Below are 22,266 nucleotides of genomic sequence, written 5' to 3' on the forward strand. Positions count from 1 at the left end.
TAGATTGCCGTTTAAAACCGAATAGTCGGCTCAGTCAATAAAAACACCCATTTACTGCGTTAAATTTTTGAGCGATAGCTTAGGCTATCCCTCAAAAATTTGCCTTGTAACTGGATATTTTTATTGATTTTGACTTTGTGATAACAATCGAACTCAGGTTACTAGATAGCGTAATCGGATACTAATTGATACCGGATCCGCCACTACGGACAAGTTATTGATTGATAACCTGTCCAGGTTTATAGGGATAGTACCAAAATAATCAATTACACTAACCTCTGAAGTTACTGGCAAAGTAGCGTATAGCCATATACCTTAACATTACATTTAAAATGACAAATATTGAAAGGATTAAATTATTGTGCATATCAGTATTCGGATTATTTGCACTGCATTCATGTGCCGATAAGGATGATTACATGCCATCCTTACCGAATGGGACTATTGTAGTGGAATCAGGATTGAACGCAATTGCCCAGGGTGATACATTGGTGCTTACTGCCGAGATCGAGAGTCTATCTGAAAGCACATTTTATTGGTCTGTAGATGGAAAAAAAGTTTCTGATGAGACAGTATTTTTGTTTTTTACAGAGGAATTGGGTTTGCATCAGATCAAGTTGAATATTGAGAATACTGATGGGAGTTCAGATGATGCCATTGAAGTTGAAGTTTATGGAAAATACAGATTTGGGACTTTTGTACTCAATGAGGGAAATATGACTTCAGGAAATGGTTCTTTGATATTCATCTCACCTCAGGGATACATTACAGAAAAAGCATATTATGAAGCAAACGGTACAAACCTTGGAAGTACTTCACAAGATCTATTTATTTCAGGTGAAAGAATCTACATCGTCTCACAAAATGGCAATAAATCAGGAGGGGATGGTATTCTTGTAGTTGCCGATTCAGAAACACTTGTGAAAAAGGCAGCCTACCAAGAAGAGTTGGAAACCTTATCATGGCCATCACATGTGGCGACTTTGGGTACAGACGATGTTTATATCCGTGACAATGCCGGTGTTCACCTATTCAACACCTCCAGCAAAGACCTGATACTTGTAAAAGGAACAGAGAGAGCTTTGAAAAATAGGATGGCAGTTGTTAAGGACAAAGTTTTTGTTCCTTTTCAAAATTCAGTGAAAGTAATCGAACAAGGAAAAGACAGCATTAGTTATTCCATAGATTTTGGCGCTAACGTCACAGGTGTAATCAAATCCTCAGATAACAATATTTGGGTTTCTACATCCGGTTTCCCTTCCAAAATCAATAAAATTGACGCTTCGGACTACTCGGTGATCAAGACCAATGAAATCTCTGAAATTAATCTTGGAGCAGGTTGGGGAGCTACTCCAGCCATTAGCGCAGTAGGGGATACCTTATATTTCAGCAATGCCAATACGACTATATACCGTCATATCTTCGCAAGCAATACCACTTTGAAGATGACCAATGTCAAAGACCATGTCGAAAATGCCAATATAGTCTACAATAATTTGGCCGTACATCCCAAATCTGGTCAGGTATATATCAATACCATCAAGGGATACGGCATGGACTACCTAATCAATGACATCAGCGTTTTCGACTTTGGTCAGGAAGCGGGAGGACTTGTCAAAAAGTATAAGGATTATACTGACTTCCCAGCTGGGATTTTCTTCACTTATGATTATGAATAAACGACTTTATGCTTATCCAAAACCAAAGCAAAAGGTGAGACAAAGGATATTCGAATAAGTCTTTCATCAAAATATAAAAGTAGATCAAAAAAGGATGTGGGAAGTTCCTCAACGGAACTTCCACATCCTTTTCAGTTCAATCAAGGTTTCTTAATCCTATTCCTTTGGTAGAGTACATTCATCAAGCCATCTTTCAAACCCACATCTGGTACGATCATTTTCTTTGATGCGGCTGCGGTCATGGCAGCCAGGTAGATTTTGCTTGCTGGGATTATCACATCGGCCCGGTCTGGGTTGAGGTTGAGTTTGTTGACTCTGTCCTCATAGCTGAAAGATGCCAGATACTCCTGAATTTCTTTTATCTTGCCAGCATCAAGGTATCTTTTGTTTTTGCTAGGCTTAGACATCTCAAATATCTTATTGATGTTGCCGCCTGTACCTATGCAGGTGATCCTATCTTTTTTGGTGATGTTTTCGTGGATAAACTTATTCATACTATTCCACACTGAAGTGGGAATATTGTCATCCAAAGCACGAACGGAACCAATTTTGAAGGATTTTGAGGCTACTTTTACCTTGTTGATATAGATATTGAGTTCAGTGCTTCCACCTCCAACATCAATGTGCAGATACGATTTTTCGTCTATGTAAGACCACAAGGCCAAATTGATCAATTCAGCTTCCCGGTTGCCGTCTATAATCTGGATTTTCAAGCCGATATCCTGTTTGACTTCTTCGACAATCTCTTTGCCATTGGAAGATTCACGCATAGCGGAAGTGGCACAGACCATATAATCATCAACTTCGTACAAGTCAATCAAAAGCTTGAATGCTTTCATCAACTTTACAAATTTCCGTCTGTTTTTATCACTTATTTTCTGGACATGGAATACATCCATACCCAGTCTCAAAGGAAATCGCAGGTATTCCAGTTTTTTGAAGGTGACTTTACCTTCATAGTGGGTGACATTGGTGATTTGGAGTCTTATGGCGTTGGAGCCGATATCTACAGCTGCTAATTTCAAGATTTGTTATTTAAATAGGTTAAAAGATGGGGACAAATGTCCCCAATTTAAGAATATAAATAACCACATTCCCAATTTAATTAAGCTAAATCAATATAAATTGGTTTTTTTGTTTACTTTTTTCTTGCCGCAACCAAAACTATCACGCCTGCAACCAGACTAATGCCACCGGCATAGTTGGGCCAGCTAACATTGTTTTCTTTTTCCTTATTTACCTGAATAGGTCCAGCATCGATGATATTTTCCTCCGTATTGAAGCTGAATCCCGAAAATATAAACATTGCAATTCCTACCACAATCAAAATAACTCCTAAAGCTTTCATATTTTTATTGGTTTGTTTGTGGTTAATTCTGCAAGAAGCTTACCAAAATCAGGGAATTCGCTAGGTACTTGATTGTAATCCAGCATCTACTATCTTCAGTGCATCTCTGCAACTTTGCGATCTCTGCGAGCCTTTCATCCTTGTTCCTTTATCCTTCTTCTAACTACCCTGTACCTTTTGAGCGATGCAAGGATACTGATCAACAATATCCCAAAGACCAAAGCCAGGGAGATATAAGAAGGGATATGATATGCAGCAGACAGGATCATTTTCACACCGATAAAAGTCAGGATAAATGCCAAGCCATGCTGAAGATAATGGAACATCTCAAAGCTGTTTGCAAGCAAGAAATAGAGTGCCCTCAATCCTAGAATAGCAAAAATATTGGAAGTGTACAGGATGATAGGATCATTGGAAATGGCAAAAATTGCTGGAATGGAGTCTACCGCAAAGAGCAAATCTGTAAACTCAATCACCGCTACCACTACCAAAAGTTGGGTTGCAAATCGCTTGCCGTCAATCTTGACAAAGAATTTTGAACCATGGTATTTGGGATCGACCCTAAAGAGCTTATGGATTAGCCTGGTTCCCATTGATTTGGAAAAATCCTTTGAATCTTCTTCGTCTTCATTTTGGCTCCAAGATTTGATGCCTGCATAGATTAGAAAAAGACCAAAAATGGTCATGACTACATTTATATTGAACTCAATTCCATATAGTTGGAAGGTAGGGATGAAAGTCATTTCTATCAGGGTGACTCCAAAGAAAATAAAGATAGCCCTCATGAAAATAGCACCAAGGATTCCGTAAAATAGCACCTTATGCTGATATTTATCAGGTACTTTGAAAAATTTGAATACGAGGATGAATACGAAGAGATTGTCTACACTGAGGGCTTTTTCGACCAAAAAAGCGGAATAGTACTGGGAGGCTTTTTCCATTCCAAAGTTCCAATAAATGTAGCCACCAAAAAGCAAACCCAAACCAATCCATATGATGGACCAATTCAGTGCTTCTTTGGTGCTTACCTTATGGGCTTCCTTATTGAAAACATAGAGGTCTACGGCCAGTAGTCCAAAAATAATTATTGCGAAAGCGATCAAGATATAGCCTTCCTCTTGTAGTAGTTCCAATTTTTTGGGAAATTTTAGTTGATTTGGATGATTCGGGTATTTTGAAAATTGATTTACATTCTGAAATAGTTGCCTTTTTTCAGTCTTCCCCTGACTTTGAAATAATTGATAAAACCAATAATGACAAGCATGATACTCAATGCAAATGCCAAATACCCAAGATCACTCACATGGCTCAATACTTTCACTTCCATCAAAGCCGTACCACTTACCAAAAAATACAATGAGGTACGGATATAGGATAGCAGTGTGCGGTCATTTGCCAATGTGGTTCTTTGTCTGGCCAAGTAATCTCTTACAATCATTTGATCTTCCAAAAGTGTCTCTTTTTCCATGGTTCACGATTTTCATACAAAAGTACAAATAATACAACCGAATGAAAAAGCCAAGGCCAAGGGAATTTCTTTTAGCATAAAAGCTTTCAATGCCGTTTAGATTTATTTTCTTTGTTCCCTGAAAGATAAACAGGCATTTTGGGGAAGTGATTTACTTAAGAATATGATTAGACCGGATTTTGACGATATTTTTATGGAATTGGCAGTGAATCTTGCCAAAAGATCCCATTGTATAAAAAAGCATGTAGGGGCGGTTTTGGCAAAGGACACAAGAATCATCTCAATCGGGTACAATGGACCACCGTCGGGAACTCACAATTGCGATGAAGAATTTCCTGTCCATGGCTGTGCAAGAGATAGCAAAGGTAGCTGTACCCTTGCCCTTCATGCAGAGCAAAATGCCATATTGTATGCGGTCAAAAACAATACCTCAGTAGAGGGATCTACGCTGTATGTGACGCTGGCACCATGTTTGGCCTGTGCCAGGATTATCTTTTCCATGGGCATCCAAAGGGTGATATATATGTATTCCTATGCGGAGTACAAGGGCTTGCAATTTGACGAAGGAGTCGAATTTCTCAAAAAATTTGGTGTCCTAGTCGAGAAATACCCAAAACAATATATCGTAGATGACCCTTTGATCTAAATGAAGTTGACTTCTGCATGAAGTTTTATGTTGAATTTTTCCAGGACTGATTCTTGGATTTTTTTGCTTAATGCAGCGATTTCATTCCCCTCGCCACCACCATAGTTGACAAGTACCAATGGCTGTAATTTATGGACTCCAATATTGCCCTGTCTATAGCCTTTCCATCCTGTCTGCTCAATCAGCCAGGCTGCCGGTACTTTGATTCCCTCTTCATTCGGGAATCCCGGTATAGTTGGGTTGTTGGCTTTCAATTTTTCAAATTGCGCAATAGAGATTGTAGGGTTTTTGAAAAAGCTTCCTGCATTTCCGATCTCTTTGGGATCTGGCAGCTTGCTCTGCCGAATGTGGATTACTGCTTTTGAAATCGCCTGTATAGACAAGTCCGAAATTCCCATTTCATCCAAAGTCTGGGAGATAGCCCCATACTCCGTGTGGAACGTAGGTTTCTTGCTGAGTTTAAATAAAACCCTTGTGATCACATATTGGTCTTTCAAAGTGTTTTTGAAGACACTTTCACGGTATCCAAATTTACATGCTTCCCATGGGAAATACTCGACTTCGGCAGATTGTCTATTCACTGCATACAAGCCTTCAAACACTTCCTTGATCTCAATTCCATATGCACCGATATTCTGCATGGGGGATGCCCCAACAGTCCCAGGGATCAAGGAGAGGTTTTCCACACCCGCCCAATTGTTTTTGATACAATGCAAGACGAAGTCATGCCAATTTTCACCGGCCCCAACTTCCACAAAGACCTCGTCTTCAGTTTCTTTGATCAGCGAAATCCCATTCAACTCAATCTTCATAACGAAAGCATCAACATCCTGGGTCAAGAGGATATTGCTTCCACCACCCAAAACAATCAATGGGATGTCCAATTTTTTTGCCCTGCTTAATGCCTCAATTACATCTTTTTCGGAAAAAACTTGTGCAAAAAATTTGGCTTTTTTATCAATACCAAAAGTATTGTATGGTTTTAAAGAAATGTTTTCTTGTATATTCATGTTCGAAAATTGTACTTGCGAAGTAAGCAAGATTTTGACTAAATAGAAAGTACATTAATAATATTTCACGGAGCTGACAAGATAGATTTTATGAAAGAAATGGTAATCAATGGCGTGAGGATAAGACCTGGGCAGACTTTGAATATTGAAATTGCGATTGCACGACTGCCAACACATACTTTGATTGATTTGCCGATTTTCATTAAGCGTGCCAAAGAAGATGGCCCCGTCGTTTTGATATCGGGAGGGGTGCATGGGGATGAGATAAATGGGATTGTGGCTGTCAAGAGAATGTTGGAGGAGGATCTGATCCTTCCAAAGAAGGGGACGATCATATTTATTCCATTGGTGAATGTATATGGATTTTTGAGTAATTCCAGGACTTTTCCTGATGGGAGAGATTTGAACAGGAGTTTTCCCGGTAGTAAAAAAGGCTCTTTGGCTTCACAGATTGCTTTTATTCTTACAAATGAAATTATTCCAATCATAGATTATGGCATTGATTTCCATACAGGAGGCCGGATGCTGTCCAATTATCCACAGGTTCGGATAGATTATAGAGACAAAAAAGTACTTGAATTGGCGAAAGCATTTGGGACCCACTTTATCCTAAACTCCCCACATATTGATAAGTCATTTAGAAAAGAGGCATATAAACACAAAAAACACATCATGGTATATGAAGGCGGTGAATCCATGAGATTGGATGATTACGCCGTAGAGGAAGCAGTGGCAGGTACAAAGAGGCTATTGACATACCTTGGAATGATGGATAATGATGCCCCGGCCAAAGAAACCATCATGATATCGGAAAGCAGCTGGATGAGGGCAAAAATATCCGGAATCTTTACTTCTACGGTGAGATTGGGCGATGCAGTCAAAAAAGGACAGATATTGGCAAAAATATCGGATCCATACGGCAAAGTGAAAGTCCCTGTGAAATGCACTACAAATGGTTTTATTGTTGGATTAAACAACAATCCAGTAGTCAATGCAGGTGATGCATTGGTACATGTGGGCAAGGTAGATAACCACTAGAATGGATAGCCAATCCCTATGTTGAAAACAGTCTGGCCGCGTTCACCTAAGAAACTATTGAAAAAGTTTCCCAAAATAAATCTTTGGCCTTCCGGCCTTGCAGGATCTACGGCCTTAACCCCCATATCCAACCTCAACACCAGAAAGTCAAAATCCATCCTCAACCCAAGACCAGTACCTACAGCAAGTTCCTTATAAAACCTATCAAATTTAAAATCGGCTCCAGGTCTGGTGGGGTCATCTTGGAAAGTCCAACTATTTCCAAAATCAACAAAAAACGCACCATCAAAATACCCATATAGCTTACTCCTCCATTCGAACATCCCTTCAAAAAGAATATCTCCTGGCTGTTCAAACCTATAGTCAAATGAACCATCTTCGTTGGTAGGAGGGGTGTATGAGCCTGGGCCCAGCCTTCTTGGTTGCCATGCCCTGATGCCTGTACTTCCTCCTGCAAAGAAGTATTTTTCATATGGCAAAATCCCATTGCTGATACCATAAGGCTTTGCCAAACCTAAGTTTAATCTATAAGCAATCGTCTGCTTGGCTGAGATGGGAATATACCTTCTGAAATCCGATTGGAATTTCAGAAATTGAAAATATGCCAAGCTTCTGTTTTCGACATACTGAGGATTGACAAAATTCAGGGTAGTGCCACCACTCTCTACAAAAATCCGCCACAACGAGGCCCTGTTTTTTTGAAAAGCCCCATATTGGTTGAAATTCACAATTACCTGTCCGGAAATACTACTTACATAGGAAGGTAAAAAAGAATTGATCAGGTTATTGCCTTGATTTTGAAGGTCTTCAAGTATGACTCTGAAATCATCACTTAAGTTAGACCTGATGAAGTTGGCATCCAGCAGACTGAAGGAAAATTGTTGTCGGAGGTTTCTTGTGTTCCAGTTATATGCCAAGATTCCATTGACACTTTCCCTGATGTATTCGGGACGGTCTACAAAGTTATATCCTATCAAAGTCCTGGTCCTGGGATTGTACCGACCAAATTTCTCCAAAGAAGACTTGTTGAATGGGACTAGGAATTGAGGGAAGATAATGGAAGCGGAAGTATTGAGTTCCCTAGATCTGAAAACACCCCCTTCTTGGGTAGCGGATACCACACCTTCCAAGCCAGCCCTAAAGTTAAATTCAAAGATCTCTGCACCCCTAAACAAATTTCTGTTTCTCAATGAATGGCTGAAAAATGGACCAGGCACCTGTTCTGTGATACTCGCACCCAATTGGTTGGTGATCAGGTATTTTTGATTAGGCTGGGTAAAAATCCTTGGCCTCAGAACGTTTCCCAAAGTGTCAAATGAAATATTTACAAACCTGAAAAGATCCAAGTTGGCCAGTTGCCTTTGGGTTTCCAAGACATCATTTTTATTGTATAGCTCGCCTTTCTTCAAAAATATCCTTGAGGAGATGATCTTTTCCGAATACCTATCCCTGTAGATGGTGAAATTGATGTCATTGTAGGAAAGTTTGCTCGCATCACCATTGAAGACATCGCTGGGGGCATCGATGGAAAAGTAAATAGAATCCAAGGTATATACTTTATGAAAATCGCCTTGTGAAGGTTTTCTGATGATCTGTTCGACGACCACTGTCTTGTCCACAGTATCTTTGTATACATTATACTCTATGTAGGATTTGGAAAAGGTATAATACCCGTTTGATTTCAAAAAATCCTCAACCCTTTGCCTTTCTCTGGATAATTGCGCCTGTTCATAGCGGGTTTTTGCCTTTATTTCCGATTTTTTACTATGGATATCCAAGAGCCCATATATTTTCTCATCATCAGATCTGGAGTAAACCGAGTCTATGGTGTATGGATCATTTTCTTCTATTTGATATGTTACACCAGCTTTTTTTCCATTGAGCTCTACCCGATAATCAACAGTTCCATCAAAAAAACCATTGTTTGCCAAGTAAAAATTCATTTGCCTTTTTGAATCTTCAGTTTGTAAACTGTCGAATACAACCCGGGGATTTCCTGTACGCATAAAAAAATTGCCGAACTCCAATTTTTTTTCCAAAGATGCCAGTTGGTTGTTGATTTTGGTATGTTTCTTTAATTCCTTTTTTGATAAGGATTCTTCTGCCGCTTGTTTTTCTATCAATGCTTGCTTTTCGCGTACAACCTTCTCACGTCTGTTGATATGCTTAGTACTATCGAAATTCCATTCTCCGAACCTATATATTGCCACTCCAATGGATGTGTTCAAAATAGGAAGCCTCGTATTTGGGTTTTGTTTGATCAATCCCGATAAGGCGTTTTTGTCACTTTTTTCTACACCATCCATTTTGACCCGATAGAGGACGTATTCGTTTTCTTTCAAGCCTTTGGTCAAAGAACATGAGGAAATCAAAATGAGTAGAAACAGAAAGTTTATATATTTGGCCTTATTCACTATTTTATCATCACCGAATGTTGAGCAAAAATACGCTTAAGTTTATTAAATCCTTGCAACAGAAAAAATTCCGTAAACAAGAAAATGCATTTTTTGTAGAAGGTAGCAAAAATGTAACGGAATTGTTGGATTCAGATTTTCATGTTAGCCATTTATTATATACCGAAAAATTTGCGGAAGAAAATCCTGAAGCCATTTCAAACTTCAAAGGTGAATCTTTTCTGGTCAGTCAAAAGACATTGGAATCGGCAGGTTCATTCCAGACAAATGACAGCGCATTGGCAGTGGCGAAGATAAAAAACAACAGTTTGCCGAATGATTTTGGAAAAAAATTGGTTTTGGCTCTCGATGATGTAAGGGATCCAGGCAATTTGGGCACCATTGTTAGGATTGCAGATTGGTACGGGATCACGGACATCGTGTGCTCAGAGGAATCTGCCGACTTTTATAACCCAAAAGTACTGAATTCCAGTATGGGAAGTTTCACAAGGGTAAATGTCGCATATACTGACCTTTACCAATATCTCCAAAAAGTCCAGTTCCCCATCTATGGTGCATTTCTAGAGGGAGAGAACATCTACAAGGCCGATCTGTCCTCTTCGGGAGTCATCCTGATGGGAAACGAATCGAATGGGATTTCTGAGGAAATTGGCTCTTTGGTCACACAAAAAATAACCATCCCACGTTTTGGAGGTGCTGAATCCCTGAATGTCGCCATAGCTACGGCTATAATCTGCGATAATTTCAAAAGAGTTTAAAAAAGCAATAATACAATACTGATTCTACATGTCTAAAATTCTCAACACGATGAAAAAGGCAGGCTTGAACACCTTCTTTTTTCTATTGATTGGAGTTATATTCTTGGCCAAGGCATTCCCGGAGTGGGGGACTGATTCCAGTCCAATACCTTTAAAATTACTTACTGGCATCGGTATTTCCGTCATATTCTTTTTTTATGGAGTGAAATTGGATCCTAAAAAATTGATCAAGGATCTTTCCAACTGGAAATTGCATCTGCTTGTACAGGCCACCACATTCTTGATTTTTCCTATTGTTGTCTTGGTATTTTATTCGATCTGGGGAGAAGAAGGGTCATATTTGTGGTTGGGAACATTCTATTTGGCGGCATTGCCATCCACGGTATCATCCTCTGTAGTGATGGTTTCTCTTGCTGGTGGAAATATCCCGGCGGCGATTTTCAATGCCAGCATCTCCAGTATTGTAGGGATATTTATTACGCCGATTTGGATGGAATTGATGCTACCGGAATCAGCAGTTGACTTTGAACTTATCGACACTTTCATCAAGCTCAGCTTACAGGTGCTTTTGCCCCTGGTGCTGGGGCTTTTCTTCCACCACTATCTCAACAAGTATGTAGTAAAATACGGAAAAGCATTGAAAAACTTTGATCAGTTTATAATCCTGTTGATCGTGTTCTCGGCATTTGCAGAGTCCTTTGCCGAGAAAATGTTCGACGGAAAAACTGCTTCTGAGCTTTTATATCTTGGCTTTTTGATGTTGTTGTTCTTTTTGGGAATGATGGTATTGATGCATTTTCTCTCCAAAGCCATGAAATTCAATGATGCCGACAGGATAACGGTACTTTTTTGCGGAAGTAAAAAATCGTTGGTTCAGGGAGCTGTGATGGGGCGGGTGATGTTTCCAGATCCGATCATTTTTGGTGTGATTTTATTGCCATTGATGATGTACCATGCTTTGCAGCTGATGGTAGGATCCGCAATCGCACAGTCAATAGGGGAGAAACAGAAAAAATTGGGGAGGTGATCAATATGGAAATAAAACCAGATGCTTTCAATAACTTCGAAAATATCTGGTTTTACAATTTATCAAATGAAATTAAACATATATCAAGTAGATGCTTTTACAGACCGTGTTTTTGGAGGAAATCCTGCTGCGGTAATTCCTTTGGAGAAATGGCTTTCTGATCAATTGATGCAAAAAATAGCTGCGGAAAATAATTTGTCGGAAACTGCATTTGTCGTCAAGGAAAATGATAGATACCTAATCCGCTGGTTTACTCCGGCAGTTGAAGTAGACCTTTGTGGGCATGCGACACTTGCTGCCGCTCATGTGATTTTTTGCCATGAAGGTTTCAAAGAGGATTTGATTAGTTTCTATTCTCCGAGATCCGGAACTTTGAAAGTTGAAAGAAGTAATGATGGGCTTTTGACTTTGGATTTTCCAAAAGACACAATTCGACAAATAGAGATTTCTAAGGAAATTGCAGCTGGTTTTAGTATTGCACCAATTGAAATGTGGAAAGGTGGAAGTGATTATATTTTGGTGTATGGGAAGGAAGAGCAAATCTTAGAAATGGAAATTAATTTGTTTGAATTGGCAAAAGTAGATACACGTGGTTTCATCATTACAGCGCCAGGAGTAAAAGTTGATTTTGTTTCACGATGGTTCGGGCCAAGAGCAGGGGTGGACGAAGACCCCGTTACTGGATCGGCTCACACAAGCCTAACACCCTTATGGGCAGATAAACTAGAAAAAAGCCATTTGACTGCTATTCAATTATCAAAAAGGTTGGGGGAATTGATATGCGAACTTGCAGGTGATAGAGTAAGGATTGGTGGAAAAGCAGTTACTTATATGGTAGGGGAGATTTTAGTATAATCCTATCAATTAATAATTGATTCATACAATAATTCTTCAAAATTCTCTTTTTGCATATCTTCAGCAACTTTTTTTGATTTCAATTTATATGATTCGTTTTCAAACAAATCAATGATTTGAGGTTTTAGGTTATTTTCTGTAATTTTATTTACAGCAATTCCTTTCGGTCCTAAACCTGTTTTGGCTATTAAATTATTCCATCCATATTGGTCAAAAATGTGTGGTAAAATCATTGAAACGCATCCATTTTTTATTCCGCTGTGAGTTGTCCCAGAACCACCATGATGAATGATCCCATAACATTTTCCCAAAATCCAGTCGTATGGTATTTGCTTGGTGAAAAATAGTAAACTATTTTCTTTAAATTCCTCCAGTTCTACTAAACCGCCCGCAGCAATGTTAATGATAGTTGGTGTTTTGAGTTGAGTTAGGACATTCAAAATAGTTCGGGTTGTCTTTGCAGGATTAGAGTTAATCATACTTCCAAATGTCAAAAACAATATTCTTGAGTGTTCATTTGTGAAATAGACAATATCATCACTTGGTTGCCAACCTATCTTTTTATTTCTTTCGTGATAGCCCAAAACTTGGATATTTTGCCCCCAATTCTTAGGTCTGACGAATAGTGAAGGAGATATGGTATAAATCAATTTTCCAGAAAATATTTTCTCTTTAATTTGATTCTTGGATGATTTATTGCTGTTTTTTGGCAATACTTTTTGTGCATCACTGATTGTCTTGATTAGTCCAAAATTTGCGATTTTGTATGTCAATCTGTTAATTAGCTCATTGTAATTTCCATTGAAGCCTGTATGTCCGTTTCCTTCGACATAATGAATGAAATAAGGTATTGGGCTAATTAAAACTGTTTTTTTTCTAGTTGATAAACCCCATAAAACAGGGTAATTGCATTTTCCATTATGTACAATTAAGTCAGGATCTTCATTCTTCACAAATTCAAATTGCTGTCTAACCATTATTTTATTTACATCCATTCCTGCTTTGTAGAGTTTAAAAATAGATTTGAATTTCTTGATTATTCCGACAGAACTGCCCATCGCAATTCTACCATCTTCTCCTTCGACAAGTTCCAGAAATTTTGGGGTGAAGGCATAATGTCTATCTTGATTTGGTATCAAATGACAGTATTGTTCAGGGAAAGCATAAATAACATGATGGTTTTTCCTGGAAAAAATTTCCCCTATTGCTAAAAAAGGCTCAATGTCACCTCGTGTTCCAATAGACATCAATAGTATTTTCATTTTTCGGTGTCGTTTTAGCAAAAGCGATCAATTCCAGTTTTTTGAAACACGGAAAATTTATCAATATACTTTACATTTCAAGGGACCAAGTAGACAAAGGCATTTACATTCATTCCTGCCCCAACGGAAGCAAAGACGATGTGGTCACCTGATTCTATTTGGTGCCCTTCCAATTCACCCTTCATTATTTTGTCATAAAGTATAGGGACTGTAGCGACAGAGTTGTTCCCCAGTTTGGAAATGGTCATGGGCATGATTTGGGTAGAATCCCCCAGTTCGAGATCAAACAGTTTGAATGTGCGCTGGATGATAGCTTCATCCATTTTGGCATTGGCTTGGTGAATCAGTACTTTTTTGATACTCAAAAGGGGCACTCCTGACTTCTCTATGGTTTCTTTGATCAACTGAGGAACAGTATTCAAAGCATATTCATACAATTTTCTGCCATTCATTTTCATAAATAGCGTATCATCAGCAAATTCAGGATGATATGAAATATCCATTTTGAGGTAATGAGCCTCATTCAAGGTGTCAGTTCTGGTTTTGTGGCACAAAAGCCCTATTGGGTTGACAGATTCTTTGGCTTGCAAGACTACTGCTCCGGCACCATCAGAATAGATCATACTATCCACATCATGTGGATCTGCAATCCGCGAAAGGTTCTCCGCACCAATCACCAAGATTGTCTTGGCATCTCCAGACTTGATATAATAATTAGCCTGAATAATCCCCTGGACCCATCCAGGACATCCAAATGGCAAATCATATGCAATACAATCAGGATTGGCGATTTTCAGGAGGTGTTTGACCCTGGAAGCTAAAGTAGGCACCATATCCGACTTGATATTATGATGCAAAATATCACCGAAATTGTGCGCAACAATGATATAATCCAAGGTTTCCGGATCTATATGGGCTGATGCGATCGCTTTTTCGGCAGCAAAGAAAGCCATGTCAGAGGTGTTGTATTCAGGACTGAGATATCGGCGTTCTTCTATATCCGTGATTTCCTGAAACTTCTTCACGATTTCGGGAACAGGCTTTGGAAGTATCTCACCGTTTTCACTGGTGAATTTACGGTTGAAAAAATCCTCATTTTTAACTACGATTTCAGGAATATACTTACCAGATCCTGTAATAATTGAGTAAATCGGCATATAAATCTATGGAAAGATGAAAACTTGATTGTTTATCGAAAGTAAGAATTAAAAGCCCAATTTGATGAAAAAAAGAGAAATTGAAAAAGACTTTTGTTAAAAAAAGATAAGGCTTCTTAAAACCCAAAGATAGATACTTGAAAAGTGCTGATTTTTCAAAGAATAATCTTTAATTTCAAAAAATGGGATGAACATTTATGATTATCCGCAATTATGTAAGTAAGTAAAATAGTCAAGAAAAGTATTGCGGATAATGTCAATAGTCAATAGCATACCGTCAACAGATACTGGAATTAATCTGAATACATTAAATTAAATGACTACTGGCAAGATAGCGGAGAATCAGAGAAACAATAATCCACATTTATCCATTTATACGTAAATCAACAAACAATTAATTTTGAAATGAAAACCTACTACAACCCTGAAGACCTCAAAAAATTTGGAAAAATCGGAGAATTCCAAAAATCTATGGCAGATAAGTTTTTCGACTATTATGGTGAAGTATTCAAGGAAGGCGCCTTGACTGCCCGTGAGAAATCCCTGATTGCATTAGCTGTATCACATGCCATCCAGTGCCCTTATTGTATCGATGCCTATACTGTAGATACGATGGAAAAAGGCTGTGATGAGGAACAAATGATGGAAGCAGTCCATGTAGCGGCGGCGATCAGGGGAGGAGCATCTTTGGTACACAGCACACAGATGATGAACAAAGTCAAAGAGATCTCCATGTGATCTCCAAATATTAACTCCAAACAATGAAATCACTAAAAGCACAGCAACACCCACTGTCCAAAATCAATTATGAACTGGAGGTTTTAGACGCTCCCATCAATGGAGTCTATTTTGCTGACAAACTAGCTGAGTCAAAACTTTTCCCACTGAAACCTACCCAAATCGATATTCTGCAAATCAACATGGGAAAGATGTGCAATCAAGTCTGTAAACATTGCCATGTGGATGCCGGTCCTGACAGAAAGGAAATCATGACCAGAGATACAATGCTCCATTGTCTGGAAGTAATCAAAAACGGCAGTATCAACACTGTGGATCTAACTGGGGGAGCACCTGAAATGAACCCTGAATTCAGGTGGTTTATTGAAGAAATCAGAAAGATAAGCGCCGAAATCAAGATTATTGTACGGTGCAACCTGACAATCATTTTGGCAAACCCAAAGTATCATGACCTACCCGATTTTTACAAAAAGCATAAAATTGAGGTCGTATCTTCTTTGCCCTATTTTACCGCAACAAAAACGGATTCACAGAGAGGCGAGGGGGTGTTTGAAAAATCCATCAAAGCGCTCAAAATGCTCAATGGAGTAGGTTATGGTATAGAAAACTCTGACCTGGTTCTTAACTTGGTCTATAATCCTTCAGGCGCATTTTTGCCTGCTGCACAGGAAGGTTTGGAACTTGAGTTCAAAAAACGCCTCAAAAACGGTTATAGTATAGATTTCAATTCGCTTTTTACGATTACAAATCTTCCAATCAGCAGATTTTTGGAATACTTGCTGAGATCAGAAAACTATGGTAACTATATGGAAAAGCTTTTGGATGCCTACAACCCAGTCGCTGCTGCCAATGTAATGTGTAGAAATACAATTTCGGTTGGTTGGGATGGTTTTTTGTATGATTGTGATTTCAACCAAATGTTGGAGTTGAAAGTGGATGCATCATCAAGCCAACATATTTCCGTTTGGAATAATAAGACATTGGTTGAAAGGGAAATTATTTTGAAGCAGCATTGCTTTGGCTGTACTGCCGGCGCAGGATCAAGCTGTGGGGGAGCTACTGCTACATGATGGATGGAAATAAAAATGCACTGATCGTGTTTCAGAAAAATCCGGTGTTGGGCAAGGTGAAGACTAGATTGGCGGCTACTGTTGGTGAAAAGGAAGCATTGGACATTTACTTACAGCTCCTCCAACATACCTACAAAATAATCAACGAATTGACCGATGTAGAAACTTTTATCTATTTCAGCGATACATTGGAAACTGAAATGGATCAAATGTTCGTCGAAGATATCCACTTGAGATTGCAAGAAGGGATTGACTTAGGTTCAAGGATGAAAAATGCTTTTGACGAAGTGTTAAATGAAGGTTTTGACAAAGCCTTGATCATAGGGACGGATTGTCCTGAAATTTCCCCAAAGATCATCAACATGGCTTTTGAAGCTTTGGAAACAACAGATGTAGTATTTGGGCCTGCTTTGGATGGTGGATATTACCTTTTGGGTATCAAGCAGGTTATTTCAAATTTGTTTGAAAATATGGCTTGGAGTCATCATAAAGTTTTATCAGATTCAATCAAAAGGTTGAACCTCGAAAACCAGACATTCACCCTCCTAGAAATGCTCTCGGATATAGATACCGAAGAAGATTGGAAAAGATTTAAAAATACCATTTCACAGACAATATGAGTAATTATTTGGATACCACAGTGAACGTCTACAGGGACGCTGCCCTCAAACCTGACGTAGGATTATGTTGTACTACTACACCTATTTGGCAATTTCCGGGTTTGAAGATTCCCAGGATCATGCAAGAGATGAATTATGGTTGTGGAAGTACAGTCCATTTCAGGGATTTGGTAAATGACCCGAATATTCTCTATGTAGGGGTTGGAGGTGGAATGGAAGTGCTCCAATTCTCGTATTTTTCCAGAAAAAAAGATGGTGTGATTGGAGTGGATGTCGTGGATGAGATGATCCAAGCTTGCAATGAAAATCTTGAAATTGCGGAAAAAGAGAATGGGTGGTTCGACAAATCATTCGTTTCCATCAGAAAGGGATCAGCTTTAGACTTGCCAATCGAAGATTCAAGCATAGATGTAGCTGCGCAAAATTGTCTTTTTAATATTTTCACCAAAGAAGACTTGACACTCGCTTTGAAGGAAATGTACAGGGTTTTGAAACCACACGGAAGGTTGGTGTTGAGTGATCCTGTAACAGATCAACCTATGCCCGAGGCATTGAGAAATGACAACAGGTTGAGAGCCCTGTGTCTGAGTGGCTCACTTTCCCTTAATGTATATCTCCAAATGATCACTGATGCAGGATTTGGCACGGTGGAAATAAGGGCGAAGCGACCATATAGGATTTTGGCGCCGGGACATTATGAAACTACAGAAATGATTTTCCTGGAAAGTGTTGAGGTATGCGCCATCAAGGATCCCATGCCTTCCGATGGTCCCTGTATTTTTACAGGTAAAGCAGCCATCTATTATGGTTCTGAAGAATTTTTCGATGACAAAAAAGGTCATGTATTGATGCAAAACCAACCTTTGTCAGTCTGTGACAAAACAGCTAGCGCAATAAAGGAACTGGGTAGATCTGATATCTTTATTTCCGATTCTACCTACTTTTATGATGGAGGAGGTTGTTGTTGAGCCAAAAACCATGAATATTGTAGGCTTAAATTTTGCATAACATCTTGTATGAAAAAATATACCCTAATTCCTGTTGTCCTGATTTTCGTGACTTTCCAAACTTTGCTTGCCCAAGAACAAGTTGATTTTGACATCACTGTAGCTGGTTTTTCCATAGGGGAAATGAAAGCGACCAAAACATCAAAGGGAGAAGAAACTTTCTATGAACTTACCAGTGAAGTTGGATTTTGGTTTTTTGGAAAAGTGAATGTTGATTATTCCATCAATTCCCATTTCAAAGGAGATCAATTGATGGAAGCTCAAGCCAAAACAAAATCGAACAAAGGGGATTTTGCTTCGGATATTCAATGGGATGATGAGCAATACATAGTCAAGGCAACGAGCTATAAGTACGAGAAAGATACTATCATCAATCATCCAATACATTTCAGTTCTGCGATGCTTTATTTCCAAGAACCAAAAGACCATAAGCTCTTCATGGCAGAAAACTTTGGGCTTCCCTCAGTGATCACCAAACACAAAGATTACTATGAAGTAAGTGTGAATGGCAATAGAAATAAGTTTTACTATGTCGATGGAAAGCTGGAGAAAGCAGTAATGGAAAACCCAATCAAGAATTATGTGATCAAACGGAAATAGATTTATGCAGATCAGTGTCATCATTCCGGTTTTGAATGAGGAGGAAAGTTTGAGGAAGCTGATTCCTTCAATTTTTGACCATTCAAAAAACAAACAGTTGGAAATAATTGTAGTGGATGGTGGAAGTACTGACAGATCAATTTTGACAGCCAGATCTTTGGGGGCTAAAGTACTTCAATCCCCAACACAAAGCCGTGCTGCCCAGATGAATTTGGGGGCAAAAAATGCCACTGGTGGAATTTTTTATTTTGTCCATGCAGACACATCCATCCATGCCGATTTTGAAACTGATATTATTCAGGCAGTTAGGAATGGAATTGATGCGGGTTGCTATCGATATCGATTTGACTCTAAAAAAATCTTGCTAAATTTCAATGCATGGTTTACAAGATTTAATAGTATATTGGCAGGAGGAGGCGATCAGACGTTATTTGTTGCAAAGAATATATTTGAATCTTTGGGAGGGTTTAATGAATATTATACCATTATGGAAGATTTTGAATTTGTAGGCAGGATCAAGAAAATGTATAATTTTCAGGTTTTACCCAAAACGATAATGGTCTCGGCAAGAAAGTATGATACCAATTCTTGGATAAGGGTTCAATTGGCAAACATGACTGTTTTTATCTTGTTTTTTTGTAAACAATCACCTGATTCGCTCAAAACTATTTATAGAAGAATGCTAAATTATCGTTGAGTAACCTATTGATTGAATATGAGTCAAAATAACGGAAGTTTACCCATTGTCAGTGGAATTCAGCAAGTTGGTATAGGGGTAAAAAATGCCAAAGAAGCTTGGGCCTGGTACAGGAAATACTTTAAAATGGATGTACCGATTTTTGAAGATGCTGCTACGGCAAATTTAATGACAAAATACACATCAGGAAAAGCACAGGAGCGCTATGCGATTTTGGCTTTGAACATGCAGGGAGGGGGGGGATTTGAGATCTGGCAATATACCAATAAGATCCCTGCAGCCGCAGATTTTCAGCTGAGTCTAGGAGATTTGGGTATTTTCGCAGTCAAAATAAGGACTAAAGACATTCAAAAAACATATGATTTTTTTGTAAAAGAAGGTTTAAATGTACAATCTGAACCAAAAGAATCACCCTGTGGACGAAGCCACTTTTATGTAAGCGATCCTTACGGCAATATGTTTGAAATGATAGAAAGTACTTCATGGTTCAAGCTCAACCAAGACAATACCGGTGGGGTCGCAGGAGTAAGCATAGGGGTTAGGGATATAGACCAAGCATTGAAATTATACCAAGAAATCCTAGGCTATACAGCCATCAAATCCGATGAAACAGGAACTTTTGAGGACCTACACAACCTTCCCGGAGGAAGGGAAAAGTTCAGAAGAGTGCTGTTGAATAGGCTAGAAGGCAGGGTAGGGGCATTTAGCAGATTGCTTTGTAAGACAGAGATAGAATTGTTTGAGTTGAAGGATAAGGAACCCAACAAAATATTCGCAAACCGTGATTGGGGGGATTTGGGTTTTATCCATGTCTGTTTTGACATCACTGGTATGAAATCACTGGAAAAGAAATGTGCAGAATATGGTTTTCCATTCACGGTAGATAGCAGCAATAGTTTTGACATGGGAAAAGCTGCGGGACATTTTTCTTATTGCGAAGATCCTGATGGCACCTTGATCGAATTTGTAGAGACACATAAAGTCCCTATTATGGAAAAATGGGGATGGTATCTAAACCTGAAAAATAGAAAGGCAGAAAAACCGCTCCCAAATTGGATGTTTAGTTTTATGTCTTTGAATAGAAAAAAATAGCATGTGATTATCGGTAATCCTGCCATTAATTTAATAAAATGATTGTAGTGGCAGATAATCGTTAACAGGCAGCAGCAATCAGTCTACTGAATATTATATGGTTTTAAAAAACATGTTTTTGTTTGGCTAGAATCAGGTAAGCAGGCATGCGTAAAATAGAAAAAGCGGATCGATATTTCGATCCGCTTTATTATTTATTGATACCTTATGAAGAAAATTTTACTGTTGCAAAACTAGATCAATTATTTCATCTGTTGGTTAATTTAGCATTATTGAAATATTATTATGAGATTATCCGCAATGTTGCAGGTAGCCCTATAGACCATTCTCAACAAAGGATCTATCCAGTCTGTTGACTGTCATCCGTTAACGATTATCGGCAGTATGCCTTTGTTATTTATTTACTGACAAAGTAGAGCGGATAGTCATATATTATTTTTTCCCATCCATCATTACTTCCCTGTTCTTCAGAATATCCATTGCAAAACTGCTCATGGCTTTCACGCCGGTTTTGATGGTCGGTTCGGGTACAGGAGCGAAGTATGGGCTATGCAAGCCTGGAATATCCAATCCTTTTTCTTCCGCTTCCTTTAAAAATTCAGGATCATTGGCACCCAGGAAAAACATGCTGATGGGAATTTTCCTTTCCTGATTTCCATAAGCACTAAAATCCTCACCGATCATCATGGCTTCTACTTCTACAAGCTTATCGGCACCAAAATTATTTTCAAATACCGCAACCATCTTTTTGGTCAAAGCACCATCATTGATCAGAGGTTTGGTAAAAGGATCCCGAATCCAATATTTTGGCATTTTTTCCGGCGACAGACCAGCTGCTATCGCATAATTATCCGAAATTTCTTTGATCCTCTGAATGACTTTTTCCCTTACATCTAAAGAATAAGAGCGCATAGTAAGTTGCATGGTCACTTCATCTGGAATGATATTGTGTACCGATCCCCCATGAATCGATCCGACTGTCACCACTGCTGGATCTGTTGGTGACAATGTCCTACTGACTATGGTTTGATATGCTTGGATCATCTGGGAAGAAAGGACAATCGGATCGATCGTGGTATGTGGTGCGGCACCATGACCACCTTCCCCATACACTGTCACATTCATCATATCAACTCCTGCCATCAATGGCCCAGACTTGTATCCCAAAGTTCCCGCAGGCAAAAAAGGATAATCATGCAAGGCAATCGCATAGTCTGGATGCGGAAATTTTTCATACAAGCCATCTTTCATCATACTCCATGCTCCCAGTCCGTTTTCTTCAGCAGGCTGTGCCACCATCAATAATGTTCCCCTCCAGGAATTTTTGTATTCCACCATCATCTTGGCAGTACCTACGAAAACCGACATATGGATATCATGTCCACAAGAGTGTGTGATAAAAGTCTCTTTTCCGTCATTGGATATGCCTTTTTTCACCGAGGCATAGGGCAATCCTGTCTTTTCCTCCATGGGAAGTGCATCCATATCAGTTCTTATGAGCAATACAGGACCTGGTCCATTCTCAAGAACCCCAACTACTCCGTACCCACCAATATTCTCCGTCACTTCATAACCTAAAGATTTTAACTCAAGAGCCATTCTCGCTGATGTTTCTTTTTCCTGAAGCGACAACTCCGGATTTTGGTGGAGTTCTTTATAGAGTTTTTCCAACTTAGGATAAGCTTTATCAATTGACTGATCTAGTTCTTGTGCATGGTTCTCAATAGATACAATACAGAGTAGAAAAGTACCGAAAGCTAGCTTTATGCTTAATTTCATA

General features: G+C 38.9%; 22 protein-coding genes. 13 read left to right on the forward strand and 9 right to left on the reverse strand.

Features of this window, described 5'->3' with window-relative positions; all coding sequences use genetic code 11:
- Positions 1-332: 332 nt before the first annotated feature.
- A complete protein-coding gene (locus ACFSKL_RS14535; protein WP_376887043.1) occupies positions 333-1,679 on the forward strand; it encodes a DUF5074 domain-containing protein in 1,347 nt (448 codons plus the stop codon).
- Between the two features lie 140 nt (positions 1,680-1,819).
- On the opposite strand, the gene ACFSKL_RS14540 is transcribed toward ACFSKL_RS14535, so the two are convergent.
- The 4 genes from ACFSKL_RS14540 to ACFSKL_RS14555 all read right to left on the reverse strand — a co-directional run bounded on the left by ACFSKL_RS14540 (position 1,820) and on the right by ACFSKL_RS14555 (position 4,495).
- Positions 1,820-2,704: a Ppx/GppA phosphatase family protein gene (locus tag ACFSKL_RS14540; protein ID WP_376887044.1), complete on the reverse strand. Its 885-nt coding sequence runs from the start codon at positions 2,702-2,704 to the stop codon at positions 1,820-1,822.
- A 113-nt stretch (positions 2,705-2,817) separates the two neighbouring features.
- On the reverse strand, positions 2,818-3,027 hold the full coding sequence (locus tag ACFSKL_RS14545) for a hypothetical protein (protein WP_376887045.1): 210 nt from the start codon (positions 3,025-3,027) through the stop codon (positions 2,818-2,820).
- Between the two features lie 134 nt (positions 3,028-3,161).
- Positions 3,162-4,160: a TerC family protein gene (locus ACFSKL_RS14550; RefSeq protein ID WP_376887046.1), complete on the reverse strand. Its 999-nt coding sequence runs from the start codon at positions 4,158-4,160 to the stop codon at positions 3,162-3,164.
- A gap of 53 nt (positions 4,161-4,213) precedes the next feature.
- Positions 4,214-4,495, reverse strand: a complete 282-nt coding sequence (locus tag ACFSKL_RS14555) for a DUF202 domain-containing protein (protein WP_376887047.1) — start codon at positions 4,493-4,495, stop codon at positions 4,214-4,216.
- A gap of 163 nt (positions 4,496-4,658) precedes the next feature.
- Here ACFSKL_RS14555 and ACFSKL_RS14560 point away from each other — a divergent pair, with 163 nt between their 5' ends.
- Positions 4,659-5,141 carry a deoxycytidylate deaminase gene (locus ACFSKL_RS14560; RefSeq protein ID WP_376887048.1) on the forward strand — a complete coding sequence of 161 codons (483 nt, stop codon included), beginning with the start codon at positions 4,659-4,661 and terminating at the stop codon, positions 5,139-5,141.
- Here the strand turns inward: ACFSKL_RS14560 and murB are convergent.
- Complete coding sequence (gene murB, locus ACFSKL_RS14565; protein ID WP_376887049.1) at positions 5,138-6,181, reverse strand: UDP-N-acetylmuramate dehydrogenase; 1,044 nt, start codon at positions 6,179-6,181, stop codon at positions 5,138-5,140. The two genes, ACFSKL_RS14560 and murB, sit on opposite strands and share 4 nt — an antisense overlap.
- Positions 6,182-6,241: 60 nt before the next feature.
- Here murB and ACFSKL_RS14570 point away from each other — a divergent pair, with 60 nt between their 5' ends.
- Positions 6,242-7,189: a succinylglutamate desuccinylase/aspartoacylase family protein gene (locus tag ACFSKL_RS14570; RefSeq protein WP_376887050.1), complete on the forward strand. Its 948-nt coding sequence runs from the start codon at positions 6,242-6,244 to the stop codon at positions 7,187-7,189.
- Here the strand turns inward: ACFSKL_RS14570 and tamL are convergent.
- Positions 7,186-9,603 carry a translocation and assembly module lipoprotein TamL gene (gene tamL, locus ACFSKL_RS14575; protein WP_376887051.1) on the reverse strand — a complete coding sequence of 806 codons (2,418 nt, stop codon included), beginning with the start codon at positions 9,601-9,603 and terminating at the stop codon, positions 7,186-7,188. The genes ACFSKL_RS14570 and tamL overlap by 4 nt on opposite strands.
- A 17-nt stretch (positions 9,604-9,620) precedes the next feature.
- On the opposite strand from tamL, the gene ACFSKL_RS14580 reads away from it, so the two are divergent.
- The 3 genes from ACFSKL_RS14580 to ACFSKL_RS14590 all read left to right on the forward strand — a co-directional run bounded on the left by ACFSKL_RS14580 (position 9,621) and on the right by ACFSKL_RS14590 (position 12,243).
- A complete protein-coding gene (locus tag ACFSKL_RS14580) occupies positions 9,621-10,361 on the forward strand; it encodes an RNA methyltransferase (protein ID WP_376887052.1) in 741 nt (246 codons plus the stop codon).
- Positions 10,362-10,389: 28 nt separating this feature from the next.
- The gene (locus tag ACFSKL_RS14585) at positions 10,390-11,388 is read left to right on the forward strand and encodes a bile acid:sodium symporter family protein (RefSeq protein WP_376887053.1); all 999 of its coding nucleotides are present in this window, start codon (positions 10,390-10,392) and stop codon (positions 11,386-11,388) included.
- Positions 11,389-11,454: 66 nt separating this feature from the next.
- Positions 11,455-12,243 carry a PhzF family phenazine biosynthesis protein gene (locus ACFSKL_RS14590; RefSeq protein WP_376887054.1) on the forward strand — a complete coding sequence of 263 codons (789 nt, stop codon included), beginning with the start codon at positions 11,455-11,457 and terminating at the stop codon, positions 12,241-12,243.
- A 5-nt stretch (positions 12,244-12,248) separates the two neighbouring features.
- On the opposite strand, the gene ACFSKL_RS14595 is transcribed toward ACFSKL_RS14590, so the two are convergent.
- Positions 12,249-13,505: a glycosyltransferase gene (locus tag ACFSKL_RS14595; RefSeq protein WP_376887055.1), complete on the reverse strand. Its 1,257-nt coding sequence runs from the start codon at positions 13,503-13,505 to the stop codon at positions 12,249-12,251.
- Positions 13,506-13,582: 77 nt separating this feature from the next.
- Entirely contained in the window at positions 13,583-14,662 is a 1,080-nt protein-coding gene (locus ACFSKL_RS14600) for a 3-oxoacyl-ACP synthase III family protein (protein ID WP_376887056.1), read from the reverse strand.
- Positions 14,663-15,067: 405 nt separating this feature from the next.
- On the opposite strand from ACFSKL_RS14600, the gene ACFSKL_RS14605 reads away from it, so the two are divergent.
- The 7 genes from ACFSKL_RS14605 to ACFSKL_RS14635 are packed head-to-tail and all read left to right on the forward strand — an operon-like array spanning position 15,068 to position 20,486.
- The gene (locus ACFSKL_RS14605; RefSeq protein WP_376887057.1) at positions 15,068-15,400 is read left to right on the forward strand and encodes an arsenosugar biosynthesis-associated peroxidase-like protein; all 333 of its coding nucleotides are present in this window, start codon (positions 15,068-15,070) and stop codon (positions 15,398-15,400) included.
- A 23-nt stretch (positions 15,401-15,423) separates the two neighbouring features.
- A complete protein-coding gene (gene arsS, locus ACFSKL_RS14610; protein ID WP_376887058.1) occupies positions 15,424-16,470 on the forward strand; it encodes an arsenosugar biosynthesis radical SAM (seleno)protein ArsS in 1,047 nt (348 codons plus the stop codon).
- Between the two features lie 26 nt (positions 16,471-16,496).
- Positions 16,497-17,090 carry a TIGR04282 family arsenosugar biosynthesis glycosyltransferase gene (locus ACFSKL_RS14615; protein WP_376887059.1) on the forward strand — a complete coding sequence of 198 codons (594 nt, stop codon included), beginning with the start codon at positions 16,497-16,499 and terminating at the stop codon, positions 17,088-17,090.
- Positions 17,087-18,058 (forward strand): arsenosugar biosynthesis arsenite methyltransferase ArsM, encoded by a 972-nt coding sequence (gene arsM / locus ACFSKL_RS14620; RefSeq protein WP_376887060.1) that lies wholly within the window; start codon positions 17,087-17,089, stop codon positions 18,056-18,058. Before ACFSKL_RS14615 ends, arsM begins: the two co-directional genes overlap by 4 nt.
- Positions 18,059-18,106: 48 nt before the next feature.
- A complete protein-coding gene (locus tag ACFSKL_RS14625; protein WP_376887061.1) occupies positions 18,107-18,697 on the forward strand; it encodes a DUF6134 family protein in 591 nt (196 codons plus the stop codon).
- Between the two features lie 4 nt (positions 18,698-18,701).
- The gene (locus ACFSKL_RS14630; protein WP_376887062.1) at positions 18,702-19,394 is read left to right on the forward strand and encodes a TIGR04283 family arsenosugar biosynthesis glycosyltransferase; all 693 of its coding nucleotides are present in this window, start codon (positions 18,702-18,704) and stop codon (positions 19,392-19,394) included.
- Between the two features lie 18 nt (positions 19,395-19,412).
- Positions 19,413-20,486, forward strand: a complete 1,074-nt coding sequence (locus ACFSKL_RS14635) for a VOC family protein (RefSeq protein WP_376887063.1) — start codon at positions 19,413-19,415, stop codon at positions 20,484-20,486.
- Positions 20,487-20,918: 432 nt separating this feature from the next.
- Here the strand turns inward: ACFSKL_RS14635 and ACFSKL_RS14640 are convergent, their stop codons facing one another.
- Positions 20,919-22,265 carry an amidohydrolase gene (locus ACFSKL_RS14640; RefSeq protein ID WP_376887064.1) on the reverse strand — a complete coding sequence of 449 codons (1,347 nt, stop codon included), beginning with the start codon at positions 22,263-22,265 and terminating at the stop codon, positions 20,919-20,921.
- Between the last annotated feature and the right edge of the window lies 1 nt (position 22,266).

The sequence above is a fragment of the Belliella marina genome (assembly GCF_042682445.1).
Taxonomy (GTDB): domain Bacteria; phylum Bacteroidota; class Bacteroidia; order Cytophagales; family Cyclobacteriaceae; genus Belliella; species Belliella marina.

Bases quoted from the DNA above. Each gene is read 5' to 3' on its own strand.
- ACFSKL_RS14630 (WP_376887062.1), top strand. From the start codon at position 18,702: ATGCAGATCAGTGTCATCATTCCGGTTTTGAATGAGGAGGAAAGTTTG.
- ACFSKL_RS14635 (WP_376887063.1), top strand. From the start codon at position 19,413: ATGAGTCAAAATAACGGAAGTTTACCCATTGTCAGTGGAATTCAGCAA.
- ACFSKL_RS14625 (WP_376887061.1), top strand. From the start codon at position 18,107: ATGAAAAAATATACCCTAATTCCTGTTGTCCTGATTTTCGTGACTTTC.
- arsM (WP_376887060.1), top strand. From the start codon at position 17,087: ATGAGTAATTATTTGGATACCACAGTGAACGTCTACAGGGACGCTGCC.
- ACFSKL_RS14590 (WP_376887054.1), top strand. From the start codon at position 11,455: ATGAAATTAAACATATATCAAGTAGATGCTTTTACAGACCGTGTTTTT.
- arsS (WP_376887058.1), top strand. From the start codon at position 15,424: ATGAAATCACTAAAAGCACAGCAACACCCACTGTCCAAAATCAATTAT.
- ACFSKL_RS14600 (WP_376887056.1), bottom strand. From the start codon at position 14,662: ATGCCGATTTACTCAATTATTACAGGATCTGGTAAGTATATTCCTGAA.
- ACFSKL_RS14570 (WP_376887050.1), top strand. From the start codon at position 6,242: ATGAAAGAAATGGTAATCAATGGCGTGAGGATAAGACCTGGGCAGACT.
- ACFSKL_RS14555 (WP_376887047.1), bottom strand. From the start codon at position 4,495: ATGGAAAAAGAGACACTTTTGGAAGATCAAATGATTGTAAGAGATTAC.
- ACFSKL_RS14545 (WP_376887045.1), bottom strand. From the start codon at position 3,027: ATGAAAGCTTTAGGAGTTATTTTGATTGTGGTAGGAATTGCAATGTTT.
- ACFSKL_RS14580 (WP_376887052.1), top strand. From the start codon at position 9,621: ATGTTGAGCAAAAATACGCTTAAGTTTATTAAATCCTTGCAACAGAAA.
- ACFSKL_RS14535 (WP_376887043.1), top strand. From the start codon at position 333: ATGACAAATATTGAAAGGATTAAATTATTGTGCATATCAGTATTCGGA.
- ACFSKL_RS14605 (WP_376887057.1), top strand. From the start codon at position 15,068: ATGAAAACCTACTACAACCCTGAAGACCTCAAAAAATTTGGAAAAATC.
- ACFSKL_RS14585 (WP_376887053.1), top strand. From the start codon at position 10,390: ATGTCTAAAATTCTCAACACGATGAAAAAGGCAGGCTTGAACACCTTC.
- ACFSKL_RS14595 (WP_376887055.1), bottom strand. From the start codon at position 13,505: ATGAAAATACTATTGATGTCTATTGGAACACGAGGTGACATTGAGCCT.
- ACFSKL_RS14640 (WP_376887064.1), bottom strand. From the start codon at position 22,265: ATGAAATTAAGCATAAAGCTAGCTTTCGGTACTTTTCTACTCTGTATT.
- ACFSKL_RS14560 (WP_376887048.1), top strand. From the start codon at position 4,659: ATGATTAGACCGGATTTTGACGATATTTTTATGGAATTGGCAGTGAAT.